Source organism: Exiguobacterium sp. s152 (assembly GCF_018618335.1).
Lineage (GTDB): Bacteria > Bacillota > Bacilli > Exiguobacteriales > Exiguobacteriaceae > Exiguobacterium > Exiguobacterium chiriqhucha.
In genome coordinates this window covers 89762-108167 of sequence record NZ_JACSLX010000003.1, presented here as the reverse complement: position 1 = coordinate 108167, position 18406 = coordinate 89762, and the positions used below count along the sequence as shown (strand labels likewise).

The window sequence follows — 18406 nt, the reverse complement described above, 5'->3', positions numbered from 1 at the left end:
ATACAATTTTCTTAGCTTATAACCGAAGGAGGATACTTTTATGACGAAAACCTCAGATGTCATCGACGAGTTTGCATCCTATATAGACTGGTTAAACACATTGTCGGGATTGGATGGATCGACGTGGGAAAAATCGATTGCAACCGACAAATGGTCAATCAAAGCAATCGTCCTTCACATCGCCCATTGGGACAATCATCTGTTGAACGTCATCGTCCCGGCCGTCAAGACCGGGGAAGCCATGATTTTCCCTGAATTCGACTCATTTAACGCGCGAGCGACCCAAAAAGCGAAACGGATCTCTCTGGAGAAAAGGTGCTCCGGTTAGCCAAAACGAGTCGAGGTTCGCTCATTGAAACACTGCGGTCCTTGCGTCAAGAGACGTTGACTGCGCACACGACGGCAAACGGGGCGACCCATTCTCCGCATGACGGTGTTCCGTATACGCTTGCCTATATCGTCACCGATTTCATCGAACATGACCGGCACCATCAGCAACAAGTCGACGGGGTCTTAGGGACGAAGTCTTGAAGAGACGAACGAAAATACGGGGTGTCAGACGAAGACAGAAAAGGTTACGCATGTATATCAATGATCAGACCCATTCGTTTCCGACGACGTTCCATAACGGGTATTGGCATAGCAAAATTCCGATTGATCAATCGTTCTTACTGTCAATCGAGAAGAATAGCCGAATCCAGCACGCCGTCATCGAGGCGATGTTAGAAGGGGGAACTCAGCTTGTGCGCCTTCGAGAACAGGAGAGTTACCGGGTCGTCGTCTTGATTGACCCGCCGACGCTTTGGCAATCCGAACTTCTCGTATTCGAAAGCGACGCACGACTAAAGGCGTTCATGGAACGCGATACGTCTGAGCAGACGTGGACGCGGTTGCCAGTGGACTCTGTGTGCCTACAGCGATTCATGCTTCCGGCGAACGTCGAGGTACATCGGTTCCATGAGCTGATTCAAGACGAGGATTACACACATAGCGGGGAAGTCTGGTTGCTCGTTCAATAAGCGGGCAACTTTTTTTGCTAAAAAACTGAATATTCCATTAATCCGTATGCTATAATCCTTTCAAATCCATTTTCCAAAAAAAGGATTAAATGGAATCGATGAATGAAAGGAGTCGTTGAATGGGATGCAGTCGAATCTACATATTCACATACGGGTCGTTACATGAGAAAAGCCAAAGTTCTGTTTGTATCAGCAGTCTTGATTTCTTTACTGGTTGTCGCACTTATTTCATTTTCAGGTCAACTTGCTTATACCTACTTCAAAGGGTTGGACATTTCAGGGAGCCCCATCACAAGTTGGGTCACGGATTGTCATGACAAGCGAAAGTTGTTTGGGATAATTGAGGTCGTCGATACGGATGTTTGGTGTGGAGATGGTAGTGACGCAGATCCCGGGCCCGGTATTTCTGAAGCAGGAGCGGTTGTTGGGTCATCAGATGATGAAGGCGGCACACCAAGGGAAGATGAGAATAACTCGTCTCCGTCATATGGTACACCATCTACAAGCGAATCCGATCGCCTTTCCCTGTTGCCTTACATTGTCAGCGCCCTCCTCCTTCTTTTGCTTGGTGTATGGATGTGGCGTAGACCCTTCCACAAAAAGGGGAGGGAAGCCGTTCCGATAGACGAGAGGATCCACTCAAGGCAAGAGACAGACGAAACGTTCGAAGAGGCAAAACGCTCCGCTCATCCGCTACCAGATTCCCCGTTGCGGCAACATTTGATTCAATTCGAACAAGCGCTACCGCAAGAAAAACGTCGACGGACGTTCGAGACGTTATCCGCCTGGGCGAGCCGCATTCAACTCGACGCCTCGCTTCGGAGCTATTTAGAGACCCGTTATGACAAAGTCGAGATCACGCCACAACGTGAAGAAGCGTTCAAACAACAGCTTGATGCCTATTTACTTCGTTTAGAAAAGGAGCCACCCTTATGACCATCAAACGCGTATTGGAACAATTGGACCAAATCTATCTCGGAAAACCTGAAATCACGCGCCTCTGCTGCACGGCGCTACTCGCGAACGGGCACATCTTGTTAGAGGACGTCCCGGGTACCGGGAAAACGTTACTTGCCAAAAGTATTGCCAAGAGTTTTGAAGCTGATTTCACGCGCATCCAATTCACGGCCGATTTGATTCCGACCGATATCATCGGTTCTGACTTCTTCAACATGCAGACACAGGCGTTCGAAAATCGGACAGGACCGATCTTTACCAACATCTTATTGATTGATGAAGTGAACCGAGCCGTCCCCCGGACACAATCCGCCTTGCTCGAGGCGATGGAAGAGCGGCAAGTCTCGATCGGCGGAGTCACGTATCAACTGCCGGAACCGTTCTTCGTCATCGCGACGCAAAACCCGATCGAATCGGCAGGGACGTTCGCCTTGCCCGACGCTCAACTCGACCGTTTCTTGATGTCCCTTCAAGTCGGATATCCTGAAGCAGGGGAGGAGCGACAGTTGATTCTTCAGACAATTTCTAAGACACGCCACATCGTTCATGCCCTCATGTCGTCCGAAACGTTTTTAGCAGCGCAGCGAGCAGTTGAGGAGGTCCGTATCCATGACGACGTCGTCACCTATCTGCTCGCCCTCATCCAAGAGACACGACTTCATCCGCTCGTCGAAGTCGGAGCCAGTCCTCGCGCGACGCTCGCCCTCGTCAAGGCGTCTCAAGCTTACGCTTATATCGAAGACCGTCAATTCGTGACCCCGGAAGATGTCCAAGCCGTCGCGACGCATGTTCTGACACACCGCTTGACGCTCACGCTCGAAGGGGACGTGAAATCGACGAAACGGGAAGTTCTCGCTGATATTTTGGAGCGAGTCGATGTACCGGTCGAGAAGGTGTGAAGATGCGACAAGTCGAAGTGAGCACACCGTCACTTTTAGACGACAAGCTATGGCCGGCCTATACCGGAATCCTACTTCTGTTCATATGGTTCCCATATGTGTGGCCGCTCGCTTATCTGTCTGGCGCAATTCTAGGATTGATGCTGATTCGGAAATGGCTGACGCAGAAAATTGTCGAAGGGACACGTTTATCGTTCCACCAGAAAGAGCAGTTGTTGTTCGTAAATGACCGTGTCTCGCTAAGAATGGAGGTGACAGGTGTCGAACGTCTCCAAGAACTCGGAATCCCGACATCGGTCCGCCTGGTCACGGGACACGGCTTGACGTTTGACGAAAATCAGCGCGTACATGTCATTCAACTTCATGAGGAATCGACCTATTCGCTTCCAATCCATGCGAAACAGCGCGGGCCCGTCCAAGTCAATGAATGTACACTTCAGTTCAGGCTCCCGTTTTGGCTTGGCACCATCTTCGTCACAGATCATACGCTTCCATCCTGGATCATACTCCCATCCATCACGAGACAGAACAGATTTAACTCACGCCTGGTACGGATGGGGGACCGACTCGTCAAACATTCACCGCTCAACGACCCGTTGATGATTCAAAGCACAAAACGGTATGAGCAAGAGCCGGTCAAACAGATTGACTGGGTCGCTACAGCCAAGACAGGAAAACTTCAGGCGAAAGTGTATCAACGCCAAAACCTCGATACGTTCACGCTCGTGCTCGACTTGAGCGGTCCGCTAGGGAATGGCCTCCATGCCCGTTACGAAGAGTTGATTCAACAGGCCGCATATCTGGTATCCTATTTAGTGAAGGAAGATTGTAAAGTCGAGCTGTTCATTAATCGGCTCGATGCTGATAATCATATCGACCACCTACGGATGAGTGACGGTGGCAAGCAGTTGCGGCTTGCGCTTGTGCGCCTCGCCTCGATTCATGAATCCGATCGATTCGTCGCTTCGAAACGGTTCAATCAAATCATCGAGCGACAGAAGCATCCGCATGCGGAACTGATTCGGATTGACGCGTCACTGCTCAAGCAGATGTCTGTCGGTTGAAAGGAGTAAAGATATGTTCCGCCTGATCAAAACATTCGCTTTAGCCGGGATCTTCACGCTCGGTGCTACGTCATCAATTGCCGCGCCGACAGAACGATCCGCGGACCGTTTCGCTGAAGAACATTTCGAGTCAATCGTCCTCGACCATATCGAAGGAGACGACCCGAGTAACTATCACTTGACGGAAAGCCGAGCCATCTCGTTCGGTCCGCTCCATGAAGTGATGATTGCCGAGAAATCCTGTTACTCGTCAGACGAGACGTGCACGTTCGTCCCTAGCGATGAGCACGTGTCGGCCGTCTTACAGGACGGAGAAGCGAGAAACGTCATCGGAACGTACGAGCAAGAGCCGGGTGTCTTCGCCTTCTCCACGTTCGGGTATGGCGACGAGTTGGGCATTGCCTTAGCTGATGTGTCCGGTACATTGGTCCATTCCGCGCGAGAGAATGCCTGGTTTGACTATGATGGAAAGACGTTGACCGCCTTGACGACCGATGCGAAACGGTTCATCGGCGGAGACACGATCACGCTCGAGATGTATCAGAAACTCTTGGTCGAGACACGTTCAAACACTCAAAGTTCCGCGGAGGATGCCCTTACTAGTGGTTCTAGTGATGTTCAGACGAAAGAGCCGAAATCCTATTGGATGCTTGGCTTTGCGTTGTTGGCGGGGCTCCCGCTCAGTTATCTTTTGTACCGGAGGCGATGGAAAAGATGAATGCGAAACGTCCGTGGTTGCATGAAGTCGATGCGGCCACGGCTTTATTTGTGCGTCGACATGCGGTGCACACGGATGAATTAGAACAAAAGACGGAGAGTTTATCACGTTCGAATGGTGGGACGTTATGGAAAGTGGACCGTTACGAATTCGACCGTGTCTATGATCAAGAGCTTGATGACGTCTATCGCTCGATCCGTCGACAAGCCGCTGACATCTTCTCGTTTCATCCAGATGATGTGCAGATTGGTGAGGGTTTTACGGATGTAGTGGTATTGCGTTACCTCGCCATGCATCCGTTCACGCGAGACGTCTATATAGATGTCTCGCCATATGAAGTTGTCGAGACGGTGTATGTCTGGATGCATCCGATTGAGGTGTGTAAACAGAGAGACCAAACCACTCGTGTGACGCTAGACGTCTCCAACATCGCGACGGAAACCGAGTTACATGAACTGTTAAAAGAACAGTTACAATTTCCTTCGCACTATGGAATGAACTGGGACGCGTTTTGGGATGTCATCACCGATGAGTACGGATTGCCGGACATCGTGGAGCTATACGGTTGGACGGAGTTTGAGCAGCGATTGCCTGAAACGGCAGACATGCTCGCGACCTATTTTAAGGATTATGACAACGAGCCGGACTTGAAACCGTGTCGAATCATCTATTATGGAACAGAGATCCTTATTTTACCGCAGTATGCGCTGAAGGAAGGGGAGGAAAATCGTCTGATCTATCGACATTTGGCCAGCGCGAAGTTCCCGTTACGCGTGGAACGGAAGACTTCGGTACGGCTACCGAAACGACATCGTTTCTCGTTTGAACGCTTAGAAGAGGAGTCTGTCACATTCGGCATCGTTCGCAAACTTGAGGAGATCGCCCCATGGCTGACGCTTTCCCGTGACAAAGAGCGCCAAGACGTCGTCACGTTCTCAAATGAAACGGATTGGCTCGTGAGTTCTTACCGTGAGGGACTGACACTCCAAGGGATGACAATTGAATCTGTTGAGTCGATTAGCACAGCGGATTACGAGACGTTCTTTCACCACGTGATACGAGGATCGTTTCCAATTGAATTGACGTTTTGTCTCGGAGGAACGTTTGGTCTAAGAGAGAAGGTCTATCGATTGACGCTATATGACACAGCATGGGAAAAGTTAATTGAAGACAAACTTCTGCCTCAACTAAAGATTCCAAGAGCAAAAGGGTTGTGGCAGCCTTTCTCTTCACCCACGTCTGTACAAACACTTGAGACGTTCCTAGGAGAATTTCATCCTCACATCTTCGGAAACTTCGTACTAGCGCATGATACACGCGACGTATATCACTTTTTCGATCATGTAAACGGTTCAATCAAGCGGTTTTAACTTCGTGAGTGGAGCTTGTGCATAGCGCGTCACAAATTATTTTGACGAATTGGAGCTGTACAAAAAAATAAGCCTATTGATATCAATCGGTTCAATGAGCAATTTGAAAAAATGTTGCAACAAAATGGATGGACGTTTGGCGGAGATTTTATTCAATCTGAAGAATAGGAGACTCTTTTGAAGACTACACAATCCATCATGTCATAAGATTATATTTGCATGGTATTTAGAGCAAAATCACATGCAGAAATCAGGTGGAGAGATGTATCGATATAGATTAAGCAAATACAATCCAGAATACCGAGATGAGTTCGGTGGCTACGAAAAAAACGAGTGGACATCAATATCCGATGTTGGAAAGTCGTTTGATGGCGTTATACTTAATTTCGAGGAATACATGAGAAGTGAAGATGCATATGTGAAGTCGGTGAACATAATTATGGATTATTGCAAGGTGACCGACCTCAAGGTTACATATATTGAGAAGAGAGGAGCTCTCTCAGCTCACGAATATCATCTACCTACTTTTCCAAAGAACCTATATGATTTAAAAACGACAGCTTTGTACAAAGGTGTGAAAAAAGGAACGGTTTTGACGGGGTGGAGAGTCGATCGTGTGATTCGATTATTGTTGAGAGAAGAGCTTTATTTACACTTAGAATCGTATCCACCAAACAAGAAAGAACAATCGCTCAAAGTTTTTGTTAGGTTTGATTATCTGATGGGGATTCATACAAATATAAATCTCAGACATTTAGAAGAGAAGCTTTTAGACATTGGCATGTATTTAGAATAAAACAAAAGTCGTTATTGTTAATTCTCTCAAAAACAATCCATACAAGGGGGTGAACCTTGAATACACTTAGAGAATTCAAATCGCTCGATAGTGAGGTTTGGCGAGTACGACTTGACGAGAGTGACGCATTCCTCGTGATTAAAGATGAGAAAAGACGAAGCGAGCTCACCGACTATCCATGGTTTTCTGAACATGAAGCTTCTCTTTTTGAGTCGAAAGAAAACGTCATTCAGGTCAGTTACCTTGTGACCCCGGACGTTCGATTGAGTCCAGAGCACTTGGCAGAGGTGTTTGAAGTCGTCGAACAGCTACTGCATCACGTCGCCCAGGCCTCGTGTGACATCATACTCACGCCTCACACTTTTCCTAGCGAATCTGATCGTTTAAACTATATTCAGAAAATGTGCACGGTCGATTCTGATGCGTATAACGATTTCACTCAATAAAGTCGTATGCGCTAAAAGAAAGTAGGAGTAACCATTGGATTATTTAGAACATCTAGAAGCCCATTGTAGAGAATTTGTCGCTGGATACGACGTCCCCGATTTACTGGAGGACCATGTCCAAATACTCAAATTGAAGGAGCCAAAACTTTTTGGCATCGTGAGCGTGGCAACACTAGGATTACATCTGCATTCCCTTCAATTCGAGGATGGATCGCTCGCCCATCAAGAACTGTTGTTTCACTTCAAACAAAAGCGTGCCGAAGATGACATCGTCCAGTTGGTGTAGCACTTAGTAACCCATGCGCTCGAGACACATCAAGCGTTCGATTTAGATGAATACTTCAGCCTGCCAAAAGGTGTGCTCAAACAATACAAGTTTTCCTCCATCTACGTGACCGCACCGTTCTACTCAGATCCATCGTTTTTAAAATATAAAGGCGAATCCCACGACGTGCTCGTCGTCTGGTTCGTCCCGATTTTCCCGTCAGAGGAACGTTTCATCGAGGAGCACGGTGCCGAAGCGTTCGACGAATTGCTTTATGAAACGGATGACGAACTGCTCGATTTGAAACGCAAACCGCTCGTCTAAACCGAATCCCTGTTAACTGACAAGCCCCCATGCGCATGCATGAGGGCTTGTTTTACATATATGGACCGTTCGCTTGGACGACGAACTGCGAATGCTCGTAGTGGTACGTGATGCGTGAGTAGTCGAACGGCTTTCCGTTCGTCAGATGAAAGATCGTCTCGATGCGAAGCGTCGGGTCATTCTTCTTTAGGTCGAGGTACCGGGCTTCGGTCTCGTCCAACCGCCCGACCTGCATGTACATGTCCGAGAAGCCGATGGTGACGCCGAGTGCGCCTTGGACGTAATCGAAAATCGAGTCGGCGACAATCTCCCGGTTCAAATACGGCACAATCGCCTTCACGTAATACGATTTCTCGTAACAGAACACCTCGCCGTCAACATAGCGGACGCGTTCGACACGATAGACGTCATCTGTCACGTCAATACCGAGGTTCGCTGCAATCGTCTCGTCGGGCTTTGTCACCGAGACGTCGAGCACATCCGATGTCAGAATGCGGCCCCCGAGGTTGCTCTTGAATCCTTGCGTCGAGAACAGGCTCATATAACCTGGGCGGTTGTGGCGCCGGACGAAGATGCCGCTCCCACGCAATTGAAAGATGATGCCTTTTCGCTCGAGCAACTCGAGCGCTTTCGTGATCGTGCTCTTACTGACGGCATATTGGCTCATCAACTGTTCGAGGACGGGCAATTTATCTCCTTGCTTCAAATCGTGTTGATTGATGTATTGTTCAATCTCTGTTGCAATCTGTTGGTATTTTAGCATGTGGTATCCTCACCTCGTATGATCTGCTTTGATTGTACCACGTCACCATTTCGTCGAGAATACAAAATGTATCGTACTTGTATAATTGTACCGGTACAATTATACTTGACGAGTATGATTCAGTACTGGAGATTTAAAGTTGAAAAGGAGGAACAACAATGAAGACATTACCAAAAGACTTTCTATGGGGCGGCGCTCTAGCCGCCCACCAATTTGAAGGCGGCTGGGACGCCGACGGCAAAGGGCCGAGCGTCGTCGACGTGTTGACGGCCGGCGCTCATGGCGTCGCGCGTCGGATCACGGACAAGGTCGAGCCGGACGAATTTTATCCGAACCATGAAGCAATCGACTTCTATCACCGTTATAAAGAAGACGTCGCGCTCTTCGCTGAGATGGGCTTGAAGTGTCTCCGCACGTCGATCGGTTGGAGCCGGATCTTCCCGAACGGGGACGATGCGGAGCCGAACGAGGCAGGGCTCCAATTTTATGACGACTTGTTCGACGAGCTGTTGAAGCACGACATCGAGCCAATCATCACGTTGTCCCACTTCGAGATGCCGCTTAACCTCGCACGTGAGTACGGCGGGTTCCGCAACCGTGCCGTCGTCGACCATTTCGTCCGCTTCGCCGAGGTGTGTTTCGATCGCTATAAAGACAAGGTCAAATATTGGATGACGTTCAACGAGATCAACAACAAGATGGACGTCAACAACCCGCTCTTCTTATGGACGAACTCTGGCGTCATCATCGAAGACGGGGAGAACGCCCGTGAAGTGATGTATCAGACGGGGCACCATGAGTTGATTGCGAGCGCGCTCGCCGTCGCGAAAGGGAAAGCGATCAACCCGGACTTCGAGATCGGGGCGATGGTATCACACGTGCCGATCTATCCGTTCTCGTCAAACCCGGACGACGTCATGCTCGCCGAAGAGATGATGCGTCAGCGTTACTTCTTCCCGGACGTGCAAGTGCGCGGGGTGTACCCGAGCTATGCCTTGAACGAGTTCGAGCGGGAAGGGTACACAATCCCGTTCCTTGACGGGGATGAGGAAATCTTGAAGAACGGGACCGTCGACTATCTCGGTTTCAGCTACTACATGTCGACGACCGTGAAGAGTGACGTTGTCGCCGACAACAGTGGTGACATCGTCAATGGCGGTCTACCGAACGGCGTCGAGAACCCATACATTAAGTCGAGCGACTGGGGATGGGCAATCGACCCGGTCGGCCTCCGCTACGTACTCAACCGGTTGTATGACCGCTATCAAATCCCGCTCTTCATCGTCGAGAACGGATTCGGGGCCGTCGATGAGATCGTCGATGGGAAGATCCATGATGCGGCCCGCATCGACTATTTGAAGGCACACATCGAGCAGTTGAAACAAGCGGTCGTCTATGACGGCGTCGACTTGATCGGTTACACACCGTGGGGCATCATCGACATCGTCTCGTTCACGACGGGTGAGATGAAGAAACGATACGGCATGATTTACGTCGACCGGGACAACGAGGGCAACGGCTCGATGGAGCGGATGAAGAAAGACTCGTTCGATTGGTACAAGCATGTGATCGAGACGAATGGTGAAGCGCTCGCGCACGAGCCTTCGAAGTAAACGACAACACCTCCTGAAGACAATTGTCTTCAGGAGGTGTTTTTCTGTGCTTATGTCGTTTTCGGTTTGACCGCCACCCACACTTCGCTATAGACGTTGTCCGACGGTCCGTCATGCTTCGTAAACGAGATACTAGGCAAGTCGGCCAACTCGTATCCCGACGTCGGCAGCCATTCGGCATACGTCTTGGCCATCGTCTCCTGGAGCGTCTCCGGGAACGGGCCGGTATTCGGGAAGACGGCCCACAGGTTCGACTCGATCGTAATCTGTTCAAGATCCTCATACGGATTATCTTGCGTCGTCGCGAAGCCAATCATGTGCGTGAGTGAACCCGTTTCGTCCAAATAGCCTTCATCGAAGTCGTACGATACGTTGAGCACTTGATTTGGATAAAGGTCCGCCAATTGATGCATCTCGCTTCGCTGTTGCGCCGTGATTGACTGCGCCAACTCGACGATGTCATGATTCACGCCTTCGAACTGAATCGGGACGCGTTTGGACACGCCGACGACCTTGAATGAAGGTTTATGTTCTAATTTGAATTCCATTGAAATTCCTCCTTTGATGTCGATGAAGAAAGTGAATTTCGGGAACGACTTTTGAATCTTGTTCTTGATCACTTCTGAAGGTAAAAAGCCACACCAGTCTCGAAACGCTCGCGAGAACCCATCGACGGATTGGTATCCATACGTATACGCCACGTCCGTGACCGATTTCCCATGAATCAAGTCCTTATTTGCTTCTGACAGCCGACGATTTCGGATGTATTCATTGAGCGTCATCCCGGCCATGTAGGAAAACATGCGTCGAAAATGATAGTCGGAGACCCCGACGATGCGTGTGATATCCTGATTCGTGATGTCTTCTGTTAGACGTTGATCGATGTGGTCCATCAATCGGTTCAATGATTCAAGCATCTACATTCCCTCCTTTCTGCATTCATCATACTTCGAACATCGTAGGGGCACTCGATAATTTCAATACGGATATCATCGGATAAAAGACATCACTGGTTGTAGCCGATGAACATCGTGAACATGAAAAGGATGACCGATGACGTCATGAGTAGAAACGCAAGCGAGCTCGCGAACGCGAGGAATCCTTTGGAAAAGTGGTGTCGTCGTTTCCAAATCCCGATGACAAACACCACGTTCAGCATGAGAAACAATGCGAGCAAGAGTAGCGGGAGGGCCCGGTCCTGCATCAATATAAGTAAGTCCATAACTAATTCCCTTTCTTTGCGGGTTTGTTAACAATGAAATCAGTGATGCTCGGTAAAGACGAGATACCAACAGTCGTATCCTTGCCAGACGCGTATCGTCCAACAAGATCCGTTCGGAAAGTCGTCAAGAGAAAACGCATGATCAAAGGTGATCTGGTGTTTGAATGTCTTGTCCCACAATGTCTGTAGTTGGTCGAGTGGCTGTTCTTCTAACTGGATCCGCCGCGAAGAATGGTGTCGGGTGATCAAACACTTGATGGCCTCAGGACCAAACACCAACCGTTCGATGAACTCCAAAGTAAGCGGTTCAACTATCTCGTGTTCCGAGACAAGCAAATTCCCTTGATAAACTTGTTCATTATTATTGTCGATATGAAACGGTGATAAGGTCAATGTGATGGTCCTTTCATTTGAACATTTTATAAATCAGGTTAGTTATCCTAATCCCTCCTATAATGAACGAGAATGGTAACGCATATCGTTTGTGATCAAGGAGGAAACAATCATGAAGAAACTACTTCGCGCGACCATCGCCGGCATCGCGTTGTTCACGCTCAGTGTCGCGCCGTCAGAAACCGTGGACGCCGCACCTAAAAAATTTAAGAATTGCACAGAACTGAATAAGACGTACAAGGGCGGGGTCGCCAAGACGAAGACGACGAAAAACAAAGGCGGCAAGACGAAGTACAAGCCGTATGTCAGCGCCACGCTGTATGAAGCAAACAAATCGAAAGACCGCGACAAAGACTTTATCGCCTGCGAACGCTAAGAGATGAGAGGACAGCGGTCCTCCGTCTCTTTTTTAGTTATTAAAGCGGTACGATATATCCCCTTCAGCATCGTAGCCAGTGATTGACTCAATCGACTCGATTTGGTCGACGAGCACGAACCAGACATCATTCCCGGCCTTCGTCTTCAACAGCTCCGGTTCGAACCGTTCCCCGTTCAACTCGACGACGACCCGGCTCGTCTCGCCATGGTTCATCCCGTAAAGGATATCGTACGGGGAACATGCTGACGTATCTCCGCATGATTGGCCGAAAGTCGACCACGTGAGACCTGCCTCGGACAGCGATTCAGATGTAATCGACCGAGCCTGATTGTCGACAGTAAGTTCAAGACCTATGCTTTGCGCAACCGGCTCGTCGCTCCATTCCTCGACGGTATAGCTGTTCGTGAAAAAGCGAAGACTCATGTCACGGTCATCAACGGAGTAGGTGAGGATCGGTTCCGCTCCCTCGGGCAACTGTAGCTGCTTCGTCGAATCAAATGTCCAGGCCACTCCGGCATATACCAACAATAAGCACACAAGAACGAGGACAATCTTTTGCTGACGGTTCATTAGAGACCGCTCGCTTTCTCAGTTTGTAAAAACTGTCGCACTTGTTCAATCGGGAACGCAGGATTCCAATGGACGAAGTGGCCACCTGTCATTCTTATGTAAGTGATCGGCAGCTCATGTCGTTGCAGGTCTAGAATGGCTGACATCGTCAATCGGGCTTCTTTGTCGTCCAGTCCGACAAAATCGCAAGGTTGGGACTTGCAGTGAACGCATGAGCTGCGGCACGTCAAGGTGATAGAAGCCGATCCGCCTCGTCCGAGCTTAGCCGAGGCGTCCAACGCACGTCGAATCTCGTCTCGTTCAAGGAGACCTGTCTGTGCGCAGAACGTCTGGAGTTGTTTCTCTTGTATCGGAGATGACACTTTGTCTGAAATAATTTTCGTCTCGATTTTCCGAACGAGTCGAGGTCCAAACAGATAATAAAATCCGCTCAGGAGCGGGACGGCAAGACCGAACACCCCATACTCTCTCAACGGAACGCGCGGGAACGCCTTATGCCCTTGGTCGAGCAAGACAAGCCGCTCCACTTGCTTTGGAAAATGCGTGGCGAAAGCGAGACCGACCGCACCGCCGAGCGAATGCGCCATCACGTGGACGGGTCCAAGTCGATGTGTGACGACGTAGTCGTTCACCCAATCCGCCAACTGTTCGGACGTCACAAGGCGATCGATACCTTCACTTCGTCCGAACCCTGGCAAATCCAGCAAATGCACCTCGAAGTCGTCGCATAGCGCCTCAGCGAGTGAACGGCCCTCTTCTCCGGTGAATCCTCCAGCCGGTAAAAATATAACGGGTGTCTTGCTTCCCATCACTTCTGCATGATAACGATTCAATTGAATCCCACCTTCCAACTCCCAATATCTGTATCTTTCCATTGTACGTGACTAGTGATTGGAACAGAAGCAGATTCTTCCAAACAGAGATACGTTTTCCTCCAAATCCGGGTATAGACTAATGACACGTGAGCAGGTTGCACTTGTCGTTTTCTCTGTCGCTGTGAGTTATCTCAACAAGGAGGAATGCGGTGTGAAATTATCGGGTAAAACGGCACTCGTCACCGGGGCCGGGTCAGGGATGGGTCGGGCCATCGCCAAACTGTTTGCCGAGGAAGGGGCACGCGTCGTCGCCGTCGACATGAACGGGGACTCGGTCGAGGCGATTGCCTCATAGATTAAAGCGAGCGGTGGGGAAGCCGTCGGTGTCTCGGGGAACGTCACGAAGCAGAAAGATATCGACAAGATGGTCGAGACGGCGACGAGCACGTTCGGTTCGCTCGATATCTTGGTGAACAACGCCGGCATCATGGACAACTTTTTGACGGTCGGCGAAGTGACGGATGAAGTGTGGGACCGCGTCATCGCCGTCAACTTGACCGGACCGATGAAATTGGCCCGGGCCGCGATTCATATTATGGACAAGCAAGAAACGGGCGGCGTCATCATCAATAACGCCTCGGTCGGTGGCCTGTTCGGGACACGGGGCGGTGCCTCGTACGTCGCCTCAAAGCACGCACTGATCGGGCTGACGAAAAACATTGCCGCCACGTATGGTACGTTCAACAAGATTCGGGCCAACGCCATCGCACCGGGCGGGGTCAATACGAATATCGGCGGCACCATCACCGCACCGAGCGAGCTCGGGATGCGGGCCATCCAAGGGGCAGGGGAGGCACCGATGGGTGAACCGGAGCAGATCGCCAAGGTCTCGTTGTTCCTCGCCTCCGATGATTCGAGTTTCGTCAATGGCGACGTCTTGAAAGCAGACGGCGGTTGGACCGCTCGTTGACGAGAAAAGCCGACACGCGCGCGTCGGCTTTTGTTATGTCTTCTGTTTGCGAAACGCGAGCGGCGTTCGATTATGTACTTTCTTGAACGTCTGGACGAAATGGCTCACGCTCGTGTAACCGAGACGTTTTGCGATCTCGGCGACCGGATCTGTCGATTGATGCAACAGACGTGCGGCCCGCTGCATCCGGACGTCTTGGACATAAGCGAGCGGCGAGGTGTCCCCCCATTTTGAAAAGTAACGGCAACATTCGGCCCGGCTCAGTCCACCGGCAGCAGCGATGTCTTCAAGCGACAGCTTCATCGTGTCGTGGTCGTGTATATAGGAAATCATGCGTTGCATGCGCGCTTGCCCATGCTGTCTCGTCACGGGCGGCCGTTGAATCCAATAGCGCCAGACCACGGCAAGCTGCAGTGTCGCATCGAGCATCGCGAAAGCCGAGTCTTTCTTTAAACTCCTGATGACTTTCTGAAGCGTCTCGAAGATGGCCTTGTCACCCGGTTCTGCCGGATGCAGCATGTGATGGCCGATCGTCTCGATGAACGGTGTGACGTATTGCTCCGCGAGCGGCGGTGCCACCAAGTCGAACGGGTCGACATGAAGCATCGTCATTTGAAACGAGTCATCTGTCCGCTCGACTTTTATGACCTGTCCGCGGTCGAGCATCAATGCCATCCCGGCCCGGAGCCTTGAACGGGTACCGTTGATCCGAATCTCGACTTGGCCTTGGGTGACCAGCCAGATTTGAAACTGCTCATTCATCGTAAACCCAAACTCCATCGTCCGTTCGGTCCACGACTGGACATCAATCATGTTTGTTTCGACATTCATCACTACACCTCAACAATCGAACATTTATTTCGGTTTCGCACCGGGTGGAGACTTTGTTTTCTCGCCACCAAGCGTCAATTCAGACATTTCGATGACACCTTCGTTGGACAGTACGAACGAGTTTCTTCTATATAAGGGCGTCAGAAGATGAACCAGCCAGTGATACCGGCGTGCAACAAGATGGCGATTGGGACACCAATCCGAAACATCGGCTTCAACGTCTTATGACGGAAGAGACGCATCGCGAGATAGGCGCCGAATGCCCCACCGATCCAGACGAGAATGAGTAACGTCCGTTCTGAAATTCGCCATTCCCCTGATTTCGCACGGCGTTTATCGAGGAAAAATGACATAAATGCTAGTAAATTAGTCACAATGTAATATAGCAGCAATAGTTCCAAAGACTAAAACCTCCTTTCTCTTCTCTATAGTATAGTCGAAAATGGCTCAACAAAGCCATTTGTATCTGGATTGTAAAAATTCAGACTCCTCTCATCCCCTTGAAAGCTTCTGTAACTGAACTGATATCACTCTCATATCAGGCTGTAACGGCAGTGAAATATACAGGTGTTACAGTAAGGGGGCGTTAGAAAAGGGAGGAATATTCTTATGAAAAAACCACTATTGACACTAACGGCACTCGCTGGCCTTAGTTTAGGAGTCGCTGCTCCAGCTTCGGCAGCATCAACACACACAGTTCAGTCTGGAGATACACTTTACCGTATCGCCGTGAACAACAACGTATCTGTAAATGATATCAAACAAGCGAACGGCTTAAACTCTAATATGATCTATCCGAATCAAGTATTGAAGCTCGCGAAGTCAGAAGCTAAAGCTTCAAACGCTTCAAAAACGTATACAGTTAAAGCAGGCGACACGTTGTATCGCATCGCGACAAACAACGGCGTATCTGTCAACCAATTGATGACATGGAACGGTCTTAAATCAGATCTCATTTTCCCTGGTCAACAATTCTCTGTAAAAGGTGCCAACGCAGCATCGGTTGCAAACAGTGCACCAGCCGCTAAACCAAAAGCATCAACATCTGCACCAGTGACGAAACAGTCTACGTCGACAACGCAAACCCAAGCTCCGGCTTCAGGTAAGACGATGACTGTGGAAGCAACGGCTTACACGCCATACTGTGCAGGATGCTCAGGAATCACGGCAACAGGAATCGACGTCCGCTCGAACCCGAACCAAAAAGTCATCGCGGTTGACCCTTCAGTCATCCCACTCGGCTCTAAAGTTTATGTTGAAGGCTACGGCGAAGCAATCGCTGGAGATACTGGCGGCGCCATCAAAGGTAACAAGATTGACCTCTTGATGCCGACACAAGAGCAAGCGCTCAACTTCGGTCGTAAATCAGTTCAAATCACAATCTTAAACTAATCGATTTACCCCAAAAACACCGCAAGCGCGGTGTTTTTTTGTGTTGTAGACGCGGTATCTGTAAACGAGCATTTCGTTTTGCCCATCATCGGGTAAACTAGAGGATAAAGGAGGCGTCGAGATGGTCCCAACTGAAATCATCATCAGTATTCTCGGTATCGTGCTGATTGTCTTGAACGTCACGTTCGCCGTCACCATCATCTTTTTCGAGCGGCGTGACATTGGTTCGACATGGGCTTGGTTGCTCGTACTGTTTTTCATCCCACTGCTCGGTTTTTTCATCTACATCTTCTTCGGACGGTTAATCAAATCGAACAACTTTTATCAAGTCGACGAGGAACGTCGTCACGAGTACGCCAAACACGTCGACGACCAATTGACCGAGCTTGATGCACATGAGGGGCTGTTCGCTCATGACCCGCTCTTGTCAAAATATCGAAGGCTCGCCCGCTTGAACTTATCCTCCACAAATGCGCTCGTGACGTATCATAATGCGATTCAGGTCATCCATGATGGCGAGCAGAAGTTCGAGGCGTTATTCCATGACATCGAGATAGCGACGCAGGAAATCAACATCCAGTACTATATCATTCAAAATGACTCGCTCGGCCAAGCGCTCATCGAGGCACTCACGCGCCGGGCCAAGGAAGGCGTCAAAGTACGTCTGCTCTATGACGCCGTCGGCTCACGGGGATTGCGACGTTCCCATTTCAAACAGCTCCTCGCGCACGGCGGCGAGGTGAAGTCGTTCTTCCCGTCACGCCTCGGTATCAACTTCCGCGTCAACAACCGGAATCACCGAAAGCTATGTATCATTGATGGGGAAGTCGGCTATATCGGCGGTTTCAATGTCGGAAATGAATACCTCGGGACGAACCGTCAGTTTGGCTATTGGCGCGATGTGCATCTGCGGATGAGAGGGGAGGCGGTTCGTGAATTGCTCGAGCGTTTCCTCCTCGATTGGAACCGTGCCGTACCGACGAAACACCGGGCCGAGAAAGAGGACTTCCTTTGGCCGACTTCTCTACTCGAGACGTCCCGGTCACCGGTACAAATCGTCACATCTGGCCCGAACTCGTCGACCGAGCACTTGAAAAATATGCTCGTCAAGATGATCACCGAGGCGAAAGAGACGATTTACATCCAGACCCCATATTTCATCCCTGACGCTAGCTTCCTTGACGCCTGCCGTAACGCGCTCATGTCTGGGACGAAAATCCGCCTGATGATTCCGAACAAGCCGGATCACATGTTTGTCTATTGGGCGACGTATACGAATGCGTCCGAGCTCGTCCGCTACGGTGCCGAAGTATATACGTATGAAGGTGGGTTCCTCCATGCGAAGACGCTCGTCATCGATGGCGAGGTCGCCTCGATCGGCACGACGAACATCGACGCGCGCAGTTTCCGTCTCAATTTCGAGATCTCAGCGCTCGTTTATGACGAAGTCGTTGCCCAGTCTGTCATCGATGCATTCAATCGAGACCTCGCATGTGCCGACAGGTTAACGATTGAGCGTTATGAGACACGAACGAAATGGATCCGTTTCAAAGAGAGCGTGTCACGCTTGCTCAGCCCAATCCTTTAAAAAAGACCAGTC

22 protein-coding genes and 1 pseudogene are annotated in these 18406 nt (G+C 50.0%); 16 read left to right on the top strand and 7 right to left on the bottom strand.

Annotation, left to right across the window (positions count from 1 at the left end; translation table 11 throughout):
* Positions 1 to 40: 40 nt before the first annotated feature.
* The 11 genes from KNP72_RS15865 (at position 41) to KNP72_RS07260 (ending at position 7858) form a co-directional block, all read left to right on the top strand.
* Positions 41 to 328 carry a hypothetical protein gene (locus KNP72_RS15865; RefSeq protein WP_251128925.1) on the top strand — a complete coding sequence of 96 codons (288 nt, stop codon included), beginning with the start codon at positions 41 to 43 and terminating at the stop codon, positions 326 to 328.
* 41 nt (positions 329 to 369) lie between these two features.
* Complete coding sequence (locus KNP72_RS15860) at positions 370 to 531, top strand: hypothetical protein (RefSeq protein ID WP_251128924.1); 162 nt, start codon at positions 370 to 372, stop codon at positions 529 to 531.
* A gap of 50 nt (positions 532 to 581) precedes the next feature.
* Complete coding sequence (locus KNP72_RS07300) at positions 582 to 1019, top strand: DUF3916 domain-containing protein (RefSeq protein ID WP_214719604.1); 438 nt, start codon at positions 582 to 584, stop codon at positions 1017 to 1019.
* Between the two features lie 162 nt (positions 1020 to 1181).
* Positions 1182 to 1955, top strand: a complete 774-nt coding sequence (locus KNP72_RS07295) for a hypothetical protein (RefSeq protein ID WP_251128923.1) — start codon at positions 1182 to 1184, stop codon at positions 1953 to 1955.
* The gene (locus KNP72_RS07290; protein WP_214832668.1) at positions 1952 to 2875 is read left to right on the top strand and encodes an AAA family ATPase; all 924 of its coding nucleotides are present in this window, start codon (positions 1952 to 1954) and stop codon (positions 2873 to 2875) included. Before KNP72_RS07295 ends, KNP72_RS07290 begins: the two co-directional genes overlap by 4 nt.
* Positions 2876 to 2877: 2 nt before the next feature.
* A complete protein-coding gene (locus tag KNP72_RS07285; RefSeq protein WP_251128922.1) occupies positions 2878 to 3939 on the top strand; it encodes a DUF58 domain-containing protein in 1062 nt (353 codons plus the stop codon).
* A 13-nt stretch (positions 3940 to 3952) separates the two neighbouring features.
* Positions 3953 to 4657: a hypothetical protein gene (locus KNP72_RS07280; RefSeq protein WP_214719601.1), complete on the top strand. Its 705-nt coding sequence runs from the start codon at positions 3953 to 3955 to the stop codon at positions 4655 to 4657.
* A complete protein-coding gene (locus KNP72_RS07275) occupies positions 4654 to 6027 on the top strand; it encodes a barstar family protein (protein WP_214832665.1) in 1374 nt (457 codons plus the stop codon). Before KNP72_RS07280 ends, KNP72_RS07275 begins: the two co-directional genes overlap by 4 nt.
* Positions 6028 to 6268: 241 nt before the next feature.
* A complete protein-coding gene (locus KNP72_RS07270; RefSeq protein ID WP_214719599.1) occupies positions 6269 to 6823 on the top strand; it encodes a hypothetical protein in 555 nt (184 codons plus the stop codon).
* A 56-nt stretch (positions 6824 to 6879) separates the two neighbouring features.
* Complete coding sequence (locus KNP72_RS07265) at positions 6880 to 7269, top strand: hypothetical protein (protein WP_214719598.1); 390 nt, start codon at positions 6880 to 6882, stop codon at positions 7267 to 7269.
* A gap of 358 nt (positions 7270 to 7627) precedes the next feature.
* A complete protein-coding gene (locus tag KNP72_RS07260) occupies positions 7628 to 7858 on the top strand; it encodes a suppressor of fused domain protein (RefSeq protein WP_214719597.1) in 231 nt (76 codons plus the stop codon).
* Positions 7859 to 7910: 52 nt separating this feature from the next.
* Here the strand turns inward: KNP72_RS07260 and KNP72_RS07255 are convergent, their stop codons facing one another.
* A complete protein-coding gene (locus tag KNP72_RS07255; RefSeq protein ID WP_214719596.1) occupies positions 7911 to 8621 on the bottom strand; it encodes a GntR family transcriptional regulator in 711 nt (236 codons plus the stop codon).
* 158 nt (positions 8622 to 8779) lie between these two features.
* Between KNP72_RS07255 and bglA the strand changes: the two genes are divergently transcribed.
* Complete coding sequence (gene bglA, locus KNP72_RS07250) at positions 8780 to 10234, top strand: 6-phospho-beta-glucosidase (RefSeq protein WP_214719595.1); 1455 nt, start codon at positions 8780 to 8782, stop codon at positions 10232 to 10234.
* Positions 10235 to 10284: 50 nt separating this feature from the next.
* On the opposite strand, the gene KNP72_RS07245 is transcribed toward bglA, so the two are convergent.
* A complete protein-coding gene (locus KNP72_RS07245; RefSeq protein WP_214832661.1) occupies positions 10285 to 11151 on the bottom strand; it encodes an AraC family transcriptional regulator in 867 nt (288 codons plus the stop codon).
* 89 nt (positions 11152 to 11240) lie between these two features.
* Positions 11241 to 11456 (bottom strand): hypothetical protein, encoded by a 216-nt coding sequence (locus tag KNP72_RS07240; protein WP_214719593.1) that lies wholly within the window; start codon positions 11454 to 11456, stop codon positions 11241 to 11243.
* A 505-nt stretch (positions 11457 to 11961) separates the two neighbouring features.
* Here KNP72_RS07240 and KNP72_RS07235 point away from each other — a divergent pair.
* Positions 11962 to 12225 (top strand): excalibur calcium-binding domain-containing protein, encoded by a 264-nt coding sequence (locus KNP72_RS07235; RefSeq protein WP_113926645.1) that lies wholly within the window; start codon positions 11962 to 11964, stop codon positions 12223 to 12225.
* Between the two features lie 33 nt (positions 12226 to 12258).
* On the opposite strand, the gene KNP72_RS07230 is transcribed toward KNP72_RS07235, so the two are convergent.
* Together KNP72_RS07230 and KNP72_RS07225 are read right to left on the bottom strand one after the other, a co-directional pair.
* Positions 12259 to 12798: a hypothetical protein gene (locus tag KNP72_RS07230; protein ID WP_214719592.1), complete on the bottom strand. Its 540-nt coding sequence runs from the start codon at positions 12796 to 12798 to the stop codon at positions 12259 to 12261.
* A complete protein-coding gene (locus KNP72_RS07225) occupies positions 12798 to 13673 on the bottom strand; it encodes an alpha/beta fold hydrolase (protein ID WP_214832659.1) in 876 nt (291 codons plus the stop codon). The genes KNP72_RS07230 and KNP72_RS07225 overlap by 1 nt, the downstream gene beginning before the upstream one ends.
* A gap of 151 nt (positions 13674 to 13824) precedes the next feature.
* Here KNP72_RS07225 and KNP72_RS07220 point away from each other — a divergent pair.
* Positions 13825 to 14583: pseudogene (locus tag KNP72_RS07220) on the top strand (glucose 1-dehydrogenase).
* A gap of 33 nt (positions 14584 to 14616) precedes the next feature.
* Here the strand turns inward: KNP72_RS07220 and KNP72_RS07215 are convergent.
* On the bottom strand, positions 14617 to 15414 hold the full coding sequence (locus KNP72_RS07215; protein WP_214832657.1) for a helix-turn-helix transcriptional regulator: 798 nt from the start codon (positions 15412 to 15414) through the stop codon (positions 14617 to 14619).
* Between the two features lie 140 nt (positions 15415 to 15554).
* Positions 15555 to 15815: a DUF1294 domain-containing protein gene (locus KNP72_RS07210; protein WP_251128921.1), complete on the bottom strand. Its 261-nt coding sequence runs from the start codon at positions 15813 to 15815 to the stop codon at positions 15555 to 15557.
* 208 nt (positions 15816 to 16023) lie between these two features.
* Between KNP72_RS07210 and KNP72_RS07205 the strand changes: the two genes are divergently transcribed.
* On the top strand, positions 16024 to 16806 hold the full coding sequence (locus KNP72_RS07205) for a LysM peptidoglycan-binding and 3D domain-containing protein (protein ID WP_214832655.1): 783 nt from the start codon (positions 16024 to 16026) through the stop codon (positions 16804 to 16806).
* 121 nt (positions 16807 to 16927) lie between these two features.
* On the top strand, positions 16928 to 18394 hold the full coding sequence (gene cls, locus KNP72_RS07200; RefSeq protein WP_214832653.1) for a cardiolipin synthase: 1467 nt from the start codon (positions 16928 to 16930) through the stop codon (positions 18392 to 18394).
* The last annotated feature ends 12 nt before the right edge of the window (positions 18395 to 18406 follow it).